Below are 12,723 nucleotides of genomic sequence, written 5' to 3'. Positions count from 1 at the left end.
TCACCAACCCAGGAGGGCGAACGGGTCGTGGCTTTGAGTACTCGGTGCGACGCTGTCATCCGTCGCCGATCCGGTCGGCAGGGTGATCCACAGATGTCGGATGCGGCGACTGGTGAAGCGACGTTCGCGGGGGGCGAAGGAGTGGGGGACGTCGTTGAGGGAGTCCTCACCGTCGGGGTGGTCGATGGTGGCCGCCACGTCGATGGTGGGAGGTCTGTGCCGGTCGCGGGCGTAGAGCTGTTGGGCTGTTTCGGTGGCGTGCCAGGGCTCGGTGCGCAGTACGTCCTCCAGCTCGGCGTGGCGGATGCCGAGGAAGAGCGGCTGGGTGGGGACGCAGGAGCGGCGGCCCAGCGCGAGCGGGAAGGCCGGGCGTTGGACGGCTTCGGCCAGCGTCTGCACCAGGGCGGCGGACCCCTCCAAGGCTACGAGGAAGACCGCGTCCTGAAGGTAGAAGCGCTGGGTGACGTGTGTGTACTTAGCAGGCGAGGTGGGCTTCTGCAGCCCTTTCGCCGATACGCCCGCCTGCGGCAGAGGGCGTCCGCGGTAGTCGCTGACGGTGTGGTAGTCGCGCAGCAGGCTGCCAGGCTGGTCAACGCGTACACCGAGGCGCAGGTCGAGCAGATCGTCCAGAGGTTCTTCGCGGGCTCGGCCGGAGGCGGCGGCGAGCAGGCCGATGATCCCGGATTTGGTGGGTTCGGGCCGCGTATCCCGCCGGTTGAAGACGCTGCGGTCTCCCCAGGACTGCAAGGGACCGCCCAGACGCAAGACCAGTGTGGCTTGGGGGGCGTTCATCGGGCCTGCTTGATCTGCCCGGCCAGAGCGGCGTGCAGGTCGGCGATCAGTGTGGGGAAAGTGGTGTTCGCGCCGAGGATCGCGGTGAGCCGTTCTCCAGTGTGCTGGTCAGGGTCGAAGGTGTGGCAGACCGTGACGTGAGCGGGGGTGTCGCCCCATTGCCGGGTAGCGCGGTCGTACTCCACGGCCAGGCGGACGGCGGAGTCAGCGGCCAGACCCTCGCCTTCCTCTTCGGGCAGGAGCGGCTTTTCGAAGGCGGAGACGAGGTTGACCGGCTGATCTTCGCGGACCACGACAGCCAGCAGGCTGGGCAGCGTGCGGTGGGCGAAGGAGTTCTGGTGCCCCGACGGGATGGAACGGGCGAAGTGCTCGACGAAGGCATCAACGGCGGTCAGGGCGGCCTCACCATCGCCGAGGTTGGCGATCAGTTGGGGCAGGTTGATGGTGGCGTACCGGTACAGGGTGGCGGAGTTGAAGCCGATCTGGCCGATCATGCCGGCGCCGGTCTCCTCCTTAGGATTCTCGTCGTCCACCGCTGTGTAGTAGTCGAACTCCAGGTCCACGGTGTGGGTGGACAGCGCGTGGGCGACCTGGACGGCGGCGTCGACGTTGAGGGCGGGAATGTCGGCGACCATCCGCCCGAACAGCGCCACGTCCATCGGGTGGCTCTGCTGCAGTTTCTCGGCCACGGGCAGGTCCTTGACGGCCTTGGCCAGTTCCTCATCGTCCAAGGCGGTCAGGTCGGTGGCCTGGTCGGCGACCAGATCGATGATGTCCTCGAGCTGGCGGTAACCGAAGAACAGCAGGTAGGCGGTGTCGCCTGCTTTCTTGCCCGGCTTGATCCCCAGCGGCTGCAGCAGCGCGGTGGCCAGGCGGGTGGCCTGCTCGGCCTCCAGGCCGCTGCGGCCGGCCAGTCGCTTGGCCAGCTCGGCGGCGATCCGCTTGGTTCGGGTCGCGTGGTCCTGCTGGGGGGCGTGCTCGGCGAAGCTGGTACGGGTGGCGCGCTTCCATGCCTGGGACGACACCCGGGCCCTGCGGTGCCCACCGTAGTAAGCCTCTTTGGGATTGCCCTGATCGTCGCGGTTCAGATTCGCGGGGGGAACGGTCTGGATGATGTGCACGTCGATGTACAGGCGCTTGTCCATGAAGACTCCGGATGAGATCAACAGAGGTGGTGTGGTGACGGAAACAGCTACGCAGGGTGCGATCGGTTACCGATCCGGCGATGGCTGGGCGCTGGGCTGCCAGCCGTAGTAGGCGAGCCCCAGCCTGCGGCGGGCCAGTTGCCGGGTGTCCGGGCGCTGCCAGTCGCGGATGTCCTTGAGCAGCAGGTCGTAGTCCAGCGGCGCGCCTACCGTCCGCAACTGGGAGATCAGGCCCCGCAGGTGGGTGAGAAAGGCGGAGATCTGGGTGGCCGAGGCTGCGGCATTGACGCGTCGATCAACCGCTTCCCGGCTGAATCCCTTGTCGTGGTCGCTCTCCTTGTGCAGCCGCCGGAGCGCCTGGCCCAGCCGGATGTCGGGGCGATGCATCGGGTCCGGGCGGGACTGCTGGTGCAGGCCGTACAGGGCGAGTGCGGCGTGTTCGGCCGTCAACTCCTGCGACACCTGGCCCTTGCGGGCGAGGCGGTCGTCGATGGGCGAGGTGTAGTACGGCCACAGGACGGGCACCGTGCCGGCCGGACGTCCGAGTCCGGCGCGGAAGGCGGCCAGGTCCTCGCCCGGCGGCAGCTTGCGCTTGTCTCGCCAGGTCCCGTCCGTGGCCACGTATCTGGTCCAATACCGAACGGTGCGATCGGCGGTGGAGGTCACTGGTGCACCTTCTTCTTGCGAGCGCTGAAAGAGTGCTTGTGGTTGGATGCCGGTGAGAGCCGGGGTGACGGCCTGGTGGTGGTGGCTCGTTGAGGGCCCGCATGACACTGCCGCCCCCGGCTCTTTCGGGTCTGTTGACCGGCAACAGAGGGACGCGCCGTAGAGCGCCGGTCAGTGACCGCCCGGAGAGCAGTCCCGTCACCGGCATCACGCTGTGGATTGTGTCGAGCTGCGTGAGGAGCCTTGTGGCACTGCAAGATTGCGTCTACTACGTCGGGATCGACTGGGGTTCGGCCGAGCATGCGGTGTGCGTGCTGGATGAGGCGGGCCGGGTGAAGACCCGGTTCACCATCGCTCACACCGCCGCCGGATTCGCCGACCTGGCCCGCAGGCTGGGCAGGCTCGGTGAGGCCGAGCAACTGCCGATCGGGATCGAGCGTCCCGACGGCCGCCTGGTCGATGTGCTGCTGGAGGCCGGGCATCCCGTGGTCCCGGTGAAGTCGAACGCGATCAAGGCCTGGCGAGATGCCGAGGTGTTGTCCGGGGCCAAGTCCGACGCCGGAGACGCCCACGTCATCGCCGAATACCTGCGGTTGCGCCAGCACAAGCTGACCCCGGCCCGGCCGTTTTCCGGGCAGACCAAGGCGCTGCGCACCGTGGTACGCACCCGCGATGACATCATCAAGCTGCGCGTAATGGCCACCAACATGCTGTCGGCGCTGCTGGATGCGTTCTGGCCCGGTGCCAAAGAGATCTTCGCCGATGTTGAGTCGCCCATCGCGCTGGCGTTCCTGACCGCCTACCCCACTCCGGTGAGCGCTGCTCGGCTGGGTGAAAAGCGGATCGCGTCGTTCTGTGCCAAGCACGGTTACTCCGGCAAACGGCCCGCCGCCCAGTTGCTGGCTCGGCTGCGGTCGGCACCACCCGGGGCCACCGGTGAGGCCGAGACCGCCGCAGGCCGGGACGCGGTACTGGCCCTGGTCACGGTCTTGACGACGCTCGGGACGGTCAAGAAGGAGCTGGACCGCTCGACCGCCACTCACCTGGCCGCCCATCCCGACGCCCAGGTCTTCACCTCGCTGCCACGCTCTGGCCTGATCAACGCCGCCCAGATACTGGCCGAGTGGGGCGATGCCCGCAGCGCCTACGACGGCCCGGACGCGGTGGCGGCCTTCGCCGGCGTCGCCCCCGTCACCAAGGCCTCCGGCCGCCACCACGCGGTCGGCTACCGGTGGGCATGCAACAAACGCCTGCGCCAGGCCATCACCACCTTCGCCGGCAACAGCCGTCACACCAGTCCATGGGCCGCCGACATCTACCAGCGAGCCCGCGCCCGCGGCAAGGACCATCCCCACGCCATCCGGATCCTGGCCCGCGCCTGGGTCCGGGTGATCTGGCGATGCTGGCTCGACGGCGTTCCCTACAACCCCACCAAACACGGGGCCGCAGCGGCATTCATGGAGCCTCAAGCGGCGTGAGGTTGACACAGGGGGTGTCATGCGGGTCTCCCCTCGTCTTCAGACTGGCTGGGCGCTCGTAGAGGCGCGGTGAGCCCCACGCCGGTCACGCGGTCTGAGCCCAGCGAGGCAGCGCGTCGCGTACCCGCTGGCGGAAGTTCTGCTCGGCGGCGGCGAGCCGGTAGACGTACTCGCGGCTGTCCTTCTTCACCACCCGGCCGGCGAACTCGCTGCCGGTGGCCGTGGCAAGCAGCTTCTCCGCGACGTCCCAGGTCCGCTGGTGAGCGAGCTTCTCCCAGGCGGTACGGCCCTGCTCCAGCAAGTCGGGATCGTCGGCCGTACCTCGTACTCCGATCAGGAGGCGCCGCACCAGCGGGTCCAGAGCATGCAGGACGAATTCTCCGGGGCGCTGTCCCTTGTCCCATGGGATCGGGTCGGCTCCCCTCGCCCTGCGGAGATCGGCCGACAGGTCGTTCACCGCCCGCGCCAGGTCTTCGGCCTGCTCGACCACCTCTACCAAGGTGGTGTACGTCTCGGTCTCGGTGCGTAGCCCGGCTACCGGCAGCGGGATCGAGTCGAACAGCACGTCCTCCACGACCGCGGACTGGGTGCCGTAGACGATGCCGATCGTCTGGACCTGTAGCGGGTAGTCGAAGGCGAGGAACCCTTCGGCCTGAACGTCGGCGAGCTGGCTCAGCAGCACCGAGGTCTCGACACCGCCGTCACCGTTCTGTCGTTCCGCAGCGAGTAGTGCCGTCATGCCGCGCCAGGCGGCCTTGCCCGGCATATGTCGGCGCGGGCGGCGCACCATTCCCGGTGTGCTCTTGGGCGCCTTGGAGAAAGCCCAAGCCGTATGTGGCTCCCACTCCGGGATGGCCTCCAGCCGGTCCCCTGCGCACACCACGACCCGGCAGACCCGCAGCCCTTCATCGGTCTGCTCTGGAACCAGGCGGATCCGGCGCGACTGCCAGGTCCACAGATCCAACAGCCCGGTCGCAGCCCGGGGACGCCACTGTGCGGTTGCCGGCGGACGCCTCCATTGCGGTAGATCATCGGCCGGTTGATGACCGATCGGGATGTTGAGCATCAACGTCTCGAACAGGGTCCGTCCCATCGGGACGATCACGCCCAGGTACCCCAGCGGTCCGGTGACGTTTCCGGTGGTCTTGCCCGCCTTCGCCAATGGGTCGTCGGCCGCTCCGGACTTGATGCCCGCGGTATCCCAGCAGTGGGCGTGCAGCAGCCACCGTGCCGCCTGAGGTGGCGTCAACGGCAGCGGATCACCCTCGGTACGGGTCGCGAACAGCGGCACGTTGTTCCCTGAGGCTGCGGTGGCGACCAGCAGCGCCGCTCCCTTCGTCTCCCGCTTGGCCGTGTGCAGCCCGGCCACCTGGGCAAAGGGCGTCTCTTCGCCGAACAGGTCGAAGCGGGAGCGGTGCTCGTCGAGGTAGTCGCTGATCGCCTGCTGCTGCTCCTCGGTGAAGCGACCGTTGGCGAACCACCGAGCCCAGGCGGCGCGATCAGCGGGACGCCCCAGAGCGTCCATGACGATGGGGAGGAGCAACTGACGCAGCAGCGCCGGAATGTGCGTGGAGACCTCGGCCTCGATCGAGTCGTACTCGTGAGCATGCAGCAACGTGTGCCGCAAAGAGCAAAGCTCTCGGGCAGCTTCGCCTCGTGGCCGAGGTAGAAGCCACGACGAGTCAATCAAGTCGTAGCCGGACATTCGCAGACTCTCTAACTGGTTACGTTTAGCCGTCTCATAGTGGAGCGTGCCATGGAGAAGCCGCTTCGTCAGGTGAATGCCTAAAGTGGTGTCGAGCCCTGCGTGATCCGCTGACGCGGGGATGGTCCATGGTTCCGTTTCGGACCTACGTCGGCCCCGCCATGCGGGGATCAAGGCCCGCGCGGGCCGGGCTCCCTCCAGCCACGCCACGTTGCGGAAGGGAGCCCGGCCCGCACGAGGCTCATGTGCGCCTCCGCATAGGGCGGCTTGGACCACCATCTACGACAAGCCCCAACTCGTCGTCGTACCGGACCTGATATTCGCCCAGGTCGGCGGCAGTGTTGGCGTCCAGGACCAGCGCCAGGCTGCGTTTCAGCCACGGGTGATCCCGCCAACCATCTAGCGGCGCCAGGTCACGCTCAGCCAGTTCGGAGAGCTTGGCGGGCAAGCGTACGGTCGCCCCCAGCACCTCCTCCAGCAGCTCATCCGACAGCGCCTCGCCATTGACTCCGAGCCACCGGCCACCCAGGGTGCGGTATCCCCGCTCGTCGCCGTGCACCAGCATCACTTCCACGCTGCGATCCCCGTCACGGACCACGGCCTGCAGCTTGTCCTCGGCCAGGCTGCCGGTGGCCGCCCCGTAGTGCAGGCCGTCCAGCGTCGCTCTGGTGTGCTCATTGGCGCGGGTGAGCAGGAAGTGCTCCGCGCTGCGGGCACGCTCGGCCTGCTGGGTCACCCACTCGGCCTGCGCCTGCTGCTCATCGTCAGCCCATGTGGGCGGGACTACATCGCACGCATTGTCGTACACCCGCTCGACTAGACGCGGCACATCACTGGGCACCGACCAGTGACCACCATCGGCGGCACAGACCAGAGCCGCGGTGCGCAGCAGCAGGTACCGGCCGTAGATTCCCTCGCTCGCCGGGAGGATCGACGGGGCAGCCGCATCCTTCGGCGCGAAACCCGTAATGATCACCTCCGGTCGGCGAACCTTCGGCGGTCGCCGCACTCCGTCATGGCGGTGGATCCGGCCCAACCGTTGGAGCAACAGGTCCATCGTGGTCAGGTCGGTGACCAGCACATCGGCATCCACGTCGAAGGACTGCTCGGCCAGCTGGGTGGCGACCAGGATCAGCCGCTCAGGCTGGCGTGGGCCTTCCTTGCGCGTGGGGCCGAGCAGGTCCAGACACTCCTGGGTACGCTCCGCGCGATCGTGCGCGGTCATCCGTCCGTGCAACAGGCGGACATCACCGCCGAACCGTTCTCGCAGCACTTGGTAGGTGTGCTGCGCCCGGGGGACGGTGTTACGGATCACCAGTACGTATCCGCCCTCGGCCAGCCGCTCCTGCAGCACGTCGGCGACCGCTTCATCGCCTGCTTGGCTCTGCCCCGCCGTACCGACCTCTTCGGGCAGGACCGTCACCGACACACGGAGATCAGCCCGCCACTGCTGAGAGTGATCCACGTCGTAGACGGCCCGCCCGTCGACCAGGCATGCAGCGCTGACATTGGGATATCCCGCAGCCTGCGGCAGCTCCGACGCGTCGAACATCTCCACGGAGGCCGCACCGGACAGGTAGGCAGTGACCAGTTCATGTCGCTGCGCCGGCGGCAACGTGGCCGACAGCAACACCACCGGCACCCCCGCCTGCCCCAGCCAGCGCAACCCCTCCTTCAGGAACTGCGACATGTAAACGTCGGCCGCGTGCACCTCGTCCAAGACCACGACCTTGCCCATCAGGCCGGCGGCGCGCAGCATCACATGCTTGGTCCGCGTCGCCGCGAACAACAACTGGTCGATGGTGCCGACCACGAACGGGCTCAGCAGTCCGCGTTTACGGCCTAGGAACCACTCCGCTGGAGCTTGCCGCTCCGCGACCACATGCCCGCCATGACCGAACGGCGAGTCCGCCAAGCCGTACACGTCGTCTTCCTCGACGCTGCCGTAGAAGCTGTCGGGGTCGGTGTCCTGCTCCTCCAGCAGGCTCCGCCACTCCTTGTTGAACATCCGCTTGCCGTGCAGCAGCGCCACCTGCCCGGCCAGGTCCTCGTCGATCCTGTCCAACCAAGCGCGCACCTGACTGAACATCGGATCACTCGTCGCCTGCGTCGGCATGCCCACGAACACGCCGTCAGCCCCGAACCGAGCGGCCAGGACCTCGGCCGCCAACAGCGCGGCCTTAGTCTTGCCCTCTCCCATCGGCGCTTCGACGATCAGCAGCCCCGGGCCCGGCATCCGGCGAGCCACCCGCATCACCAGCTCCTGCGACGGGCGTGGCCACTGATCGAAGCGCTGCTCGAAGGCCTCGGGCATAGGGCTTCGCAGCCGTCCCCAGCCGCCGCGCAGCCCGAGTTGCCCCCACGCTTTCACCGCGCGAGCCCGAGCTCCTTGCATGCTCACGTCGGCCAGGTCATCGACCCCGGCGAAGTGGTGTTCGTCGCTGGCGATCCAGTCAGCCATCACTATCAGGCCGCTGAGCTGCAGCTGTACGGCACGGCTGGGCACACTTTGGGGTTGTACGTCAACAAGATCATCGAACCCGACCAGCCGGGTGAACACCTCTACCAACGCCGATTGCACCCGGCTCCACGCCGGCCCCTTGCCCTGCGGCTCGCCCCGCGCCGTCCTGAGCCCCGCTAGGGCCCCTACCGCAGGAATCGATCCGTGATGGCCAGCCACCAGGGGCCACAACCACGCGATCTGCTCAGTCTCCCAGCCGGCCTCGCGCAAGAGGCGCAAAAGGAGCGTTCCACCAGCCCTGTCATGCCGCCACCGGGCCCGTTTGACCACCAACTCGTTCCAGTCGAGCCCAGCCCGCCGGACCGCTTCCGCACCCTCGGCATCTACGCGCTGAAAGGCCGGGGTCGCCTTGCCGCAATCATGCACCCCACACAACCAGGCGAAGAACAACCTCCCTCGACCCTCTGAAATGTCATCCAATGTCCGTTTAGTCGAGGGGGCGAGATAGTTATCCCAAATCTGCTCCGCAACAGCAGCGGTGTCCAACAAATGTGAAAGCAGGAGGTTCATCCTCCCACCCGCTTTCTGGCGTGATTTACCCCAAATCACCCCAAGCTGCCGCATCACCACCGCGTCGTAACCAACTTCTTCATGCCATCGCATCGCACCCTCCCCTCGACCGCACCCTAAACACCGCCACCGACAAAACGGGGCCGTCATACACACCTGCGGTATCGTGCCCCTACCTCACCGCGTTAGCGAAACGAACACTCCAAACAGGTAACGGCACCGAACGTGAAAATTCCTCACGGCTCAGCTACTAAAGGAAAACGGCACATCCCGCTGGTAAAAGCGCAGGTGAACAAGTGTCGGCCCCGCGCCCGCGGGGGTGGTCCCTGCGCACCCTGCCCGCGGTGCTGCAGGACACGGTCGGCCCCGCGCCCGCGGGGGTGGTCCCCAGATGGACGGCGACTCGGTCACACCTGCGGGGTCGGCCCCGCGCCCGCGGGGGTGGTCCTCGCCGCCATCGCCGCAGCCGAAGAGCATGAGTGTCGGCCCCGCGCCCGCGGGGGTGGTCCGAGCATGTCCCGGGCATCCCCGGGCAGCTCGACGTCGGCCCCGCGCCCGCGGGGGTGGTCCGACGTTGCTTGCTCGCCAGGTGGTCGAGCAGCGGTCGGCCCCGCGCCCGCGGGGGTGGTCCGCTTGGCCATCAGGCCACCCGGACCCGGGTCCCGTCGGCCCCGCGCCCGCGGGGGTGGTCCGGCAGCCCCCCGGACTACCCAAGCCGGGGGCTAGTCGGCCCCGCGCCCGCGGGGGTGGTCCGATCGCTCACGAGATGCGGGTACTGGCTGATCGGTCGGCCCCGCGCCCGCGGGGGTGGTCCGCAGACTTTCCCGCCGCCCTGACCTTTGACGATGTCGGCCCCGCGCCCGCGGGGGTGGTCCGACGTTCACCGGCGCTTCCGGTGTGGCGACGTTGTCGGCCCCGCGCCCGCGGGGGTGGTCCCCAGTCGAGCTTGTCGCATTTGCCCGGCTCAGCGTCGGCCCCGCGCCCGCGGGGGTGGTCCCATGATCGACGTCTACCGTGAGCGCGCCGCGCTGTCGGCCCCGCGCCCGCGGGGGTGGTCCGGACGTGACCACGTTTGCCTCGGAGGGGTGGAAGTCGGCCCCGCGCCCGCGGGGGTGGTCCGCCGAGGGTCTCGCGGCCGAGCGGAAGCAAGCGGTCGGCCCCGCGCCCGCGGGGGTGGTCCTGTCGGCGGTGGCCCCGCCGGTCACCCGGTGCAGTCAGCCCCGCGCCCGCGGGGGTGGTCCCTTGGCCTCGATCCGGTCCATCTCCGACGGTTCGTCGGCCCCGCGCCCGCGGGGGTGGTCCGCCCCGCCGGCGACTCACGGCGAGGCTCGGGGGGTCGGCCCCGCGCCCGCGGGGGTGGTCCCACCGGTTTCGCGGACGGCTCGTGGTCGGTGCCATCGGCCCCGCGCCCGCGGGGGTGGTCCGCGTTGGGCCGTGATCTCGGCGCGGGTGCAGGAGGTCGGCCCCGCGCCCGCGGGGGTGGTCCGGTCCTGACCAAGGAGAAAACGGACCTCGCGTAGTCGGCCCCGCGCCCGCGGGGGTGGTCCTGGATCAGCAGATCATTCATAACCCGGACGTCCGTCGGCCCCGCGCCCGCGGGGGTTGTCCTGGGCACGCTACGCGCATCAGGGGCGAGAGTGCGTCGGCCCCGCGCCCGCGGGGGTGGTCCGTGGTGGCGATGAGGGGCGGTTAGAGGGTGGCGGTCGGCCCCGCGCCCGCGGGGGTGGTCCGGGCAGGGAGTTGCGCAGGGAGGCAGGGAGAACGTCGGCCCCGCGCCCGCGGGGGTGGTCCGCCAGGGCTAGGCAGAGCCGATGTCGGCTTACCGTCGACCCCGCGCCCGCGGGGGTGGTCCGGTGACGATCAGCGAGACGAGCCCTGCCCAACGGTCGGCTCCGCGCCCGCGGGGGTGGTCCCTCGCCGGGCGTGGCGTCATTCCCGTTGTTCAAGTCGGCCCCGCGCCCGCGGGGGTGGTCCTGACCATCAAATAGCCTGACCAGCGGGTTTGATGTCGGCCCCGCGCCTGCGGGGGTGGTCCCGTCTACGAGCGGCTCACCGCCGCAGATAACGCGTCGGCCCCGCGGCCGCGGGGGTGGTCCCCGATCATCCTCAACGACCGGCCACGCCTGCGCGTCGCCCCCGCGCCCGCGGGGGTGATCCGATGCCTCCTGCGAATGCCCACATCCCATGGCATCGCCGGCCCCGCGCCCGCGGGGGTGGTCCCGTCCCGGCGGCCAACCTGGTGCAGATCGGCATGTCGGCCCCGCGCCCGCGGGGGTGGTCCGCCGTCGCCGGCGGCCAGGACCTGGGTCGGCGCCCACGCAGTGAGCAGCGAACTGAACATGGAGAACATCCAGTTCGCCATTCGGTCTCGCAGACACTCGGAGTCACCGTCGTGGCCGTCGTCGCCGGCGTCCTCGCTCGGTCCTGCCCGGCCGGCGGGCGGCCCGGGCGACGCCGGTGGAGGCTCTCGCCGAGACATGGCCGGTCGAGCCTCGCGGGACGTGACCGGTCGAGCCCTGCGAGACGTGACCGGGCAGGCCTCGTGACCGCGCGGGCCTCGCGAGAGTGACCGCGCGGGCCTCGATCGTGGCGAACCTCTTGCGATCGGTGCCTGCTTTCGACCCTTATGGGGACCACAGTCCTTGTCGAGAGGGCATCCCCTTGTGGAACTGAACGAGTAAGTCCCAAGTCCCCGTGATGCGGAAGCCGACGTGGGCGGTGCTGTGTCGGCGGGGCCGTCAAGGCGGGAGGGGTGGGTCTACCGGGGCCTGGTTGACGGTCGTGCGCAGGGAGTGCAGCGCGTCCGGCAGGAGATCGCGCAAGGTCCGGGTCTCGCCCGGTCGCGTCCATTTCCGGAATGCCGCCTGCTGCGCGAGCATGGCGGCACCGGCGGCGAGGAACGCGGTTTCAGGATCACCGCACCGCGCGTGCAGCACGGCTGCGATGGCCTCGGTGAGTGCGGCGTTCTTGCTGAGCTCGCGCTCCTGCAACTCCGGGTTGGCGGCAATGACAGCGTAACGGCGCGTCACCACGGCACGGCGATTCTCCAGCATCTTGTCGGCAACGACTTCCAGCGCGCGCACGACGGCGTCGAGCGGCGGCAAGGCGTCGTCGCCGGCCGCGATCTCGCCGATGATCTCCTGCTGAAGCTCTGCGCTCAACCCGAACAGCACCTCGCGCTTGTCGGCGAAGTGGTTGAAGAACGTTCGCTGGGTGAGCCCCGCCCGCTGGACGATCTCGGCGACCGTCGTGCGCTCGAACCCTTGCTCGTCGAAGAGCTCCAACGCGGCGGTCTGCAAGCGCTCGACTGCGTCCGGTTTCCATCGCGGCATGCCCTGAGTCTAGCGACTGCACAATGTGCAGTCACCGGTGCTACAGTGATTGCACAAGATGCAATCACATCAGGAGGCTTCCCCATGGCTGAGGTATCGATCGTCGGCCCCGGCGAGGGCGAACTCATCGCCAACGGTCCGTCGCAGATCCGCATCCTCGAAGACGGCAGCAACACCGATCACCGCCTGGGAATCGGTGAGGTCGTCATTCCCCCGCACACTCCCGGCCCTCCGCAACACCGCCACGCACAGCACGACGAAGGCTTCTATGTGCTCTCGGGCAACGTGCGGTTCACCATAGGAACGGACAACTACGACGTCGGTCCCGGCACGTGGGTCACCGTCCCGCCGGGCGCACCGCACACCTTCGCCAACATGGGCGACGACCCGGCAGTCATGCTGACCACCTTCACGCCGGATCTGTACGTGCAGTACTTCCGCGACCTCAAGGCCATGGTCGAGTCCGGGCAGCCCATGTCACGCGAGACCATGGCGCCGATCTGGAAGAACTACGCCACCGAACCATCCACCGAATTCGCACGGTAACCGCCTGCCAGCATCGCCTCCGCTACGT

At 68.8% G+C, this 12,723-nt stretch carries 8 protein-coding genes and 1 CRISPR repeat array; of the genes, 2 read left to right on the top strand and 6 right to left on the bottom strand.

Translation table 11 applies throughout. The features are described from left to right. From cas5e to casB, 3 genes are all read right to left on the bottom strand, one after another. Complete coding sequence (gene cas5e, locus OHA68_RS31725) at positions 1-792, bottom strand: type I-E CRISPR-associated protein Cas5/CasD (RefSeq protein WP_327103508.1); 792 nt, start codon at positions 790-792, stop codon at positions 1-3. Beyond that, complete coding sequence (gene cas7e, locus OHA68_RS31720; RefSeq protein ID WP_327103507.1) at positions 789-1,937, bottom strand: type I-E CRISPR-associated protein Cas7/Cse4/CasC; 1,149 nt, start codon at positions 1,935-1,937, stop codon at positions 789-791. Before cas7e ends, cas5e begins: the two co-directional genes overlap by 4 nt. A gap of 66 nt (positions 1,938-2,003) precedes the next feature. Then, entirely contained in the window at positions 2,004-2,603 is a 600-nt protein-coding gene (casB, locus tag OHA68_RS31715) for a type I-E CRISPR-associated protein Cse2/CasB (RefSeq protein ID WP_327103506.1), read from the bottom strand. 245 nt (positions 2,604-2,848) lie between these two features. Between casB and OHA68_RS31710 the strand changes: the two genes are divergently transcribed. Then, a complete protein-coding gene (locus OHA68_RS31710; RefSeq protein WP_327103042.1) occupies positions 2,849-4,081 on the top strand; it encodes an IS110 family RNA-guided transposase in 1,233 nt (410 codons plus the stop codon). Between the two features lie 85 nt (positions 4,082-4,166). Here the strand turns inward: OHA68_RS31710 and casA are convergent, their stop codons facing one another. From casA to OHA68_RS31695, 3 genes are all read right to left on the bottom strand, one after another. Continuing rightward, positions 4,167-5,786, bottom strand: coding sequence for a type I-E CRISPR-associated protein Cse1/CasA (casA, locus tag OHA68_RS31705; RefSeq protein WP_327103505.1), 1,620 nt, complete (start codon positions 5,784-5,786; stop codon positions 4,167-4,169). 241 nt (positions 5,787-6,027) lie between these two features. Beyond that, positions 6,028-8,910, bottom strand: a complete 2,883-nt coding sequence (gene cas3, locus OHA68_RS31700; protein ID WP_327103504.1) for a CRISPR-associated helicase Cas3' — start codon at positions 8,908-8,910, stop codon at positions 6,028-6,030. A 205-nt stretch (positions 8,911-9,115) separates the two neighbouring features. Then, a CRISPR array of direct repeats spans positions 9,116-11,099; the repeat unit is 29 nt; unit sequence GTCGGCCCCGCGCCCGCGGGGGTGGTCCG. A gap of 456 nt (positions 11,100-11,555) precedes the next feature. Continuing rightward, positions 11,556-12,149, bottom strand: coding sequence for a TetR/AcrR family transcriptional regulator (locus OHA68_RS31695; RefSeq protein WP_327103503.1), 594 nt, complete (start codon positions 12,147-12,149; stop codon positions 11,556-11,558). Positions 12,150-12,233: 84 nt separating this feature from the next. Between OHA68_RS31695 and OHA68_RS31690 the strand changes: the two genes are divergently transcribed. After that, positions 12,234-12,695: a cupin domain-containing protein gene (locus OHA68_RS31690; protein ID WP_327103502.1), complete on the top strand. Its 462-nt coding sequence runs from the start codon at positions 12,234-12,236 to the stop codon at positions 12,693-12,695. Positions 12,696-12,723 lie beyond the last annotated feature (28 nt).

The sequence above is a fragment of the Nonomuraea glycinis genome (assembly GCF_035920485.1).
GTDB classification, from domain to species: Bacteria; Actinomycetota; Actinomycetes; order Streptosporangiales; family Streptosporangiaceae; genus Nonomuraea; species Nonomuraea glycinis.
The sequence above is the reverse complement of the archived record's forward strand: the minus strand, read 5'-3'. Positions and strand labels throughout refer to the sequence as shown.

Coding starts and splice junctions, on each gene's coding strand:
- cas3 (WP_327103504.1), bottom strand. CDS start 8,910: ATGCGATGGCATGAAGAAGTTGGTTACGACGCGGTGGTGATGCGGCAG.
- cas5e (WP_327103508.1), bottom strand. CDS start 792: ATGAACGCCCCCCAAGCCACACTGGTCTTGCGTCTGGGCGGTCCCTTG.
- casA (WP_327103505.1), bottom strand. CDS start 5,786: ATGTCCGGCTACGACTTGATTGACTCGTCGTGGCTTCTACCTCGGCCA.
- OHA68_RS31690 (WP_327103502.1), top strand. CDS start 12,234: ATGGCTGAGGTATCGATCGTCGGCCCCGGCGAGGGCGAACTCATCGCC.
- OHA68_RS31695 (WP_327103503.1), bottom strand. CDS start 12,149: ATGCCGCGATGGAAACCGGACGCAGTCGAGCGCTTGCAGACCGCCGCG.
- cas7e (WP_327103507.1), bottom strand. CDS start 1,937: ATGGACAAGCGCCTGTACATCGACGTGCACATCATCCAGACCGTTCCC.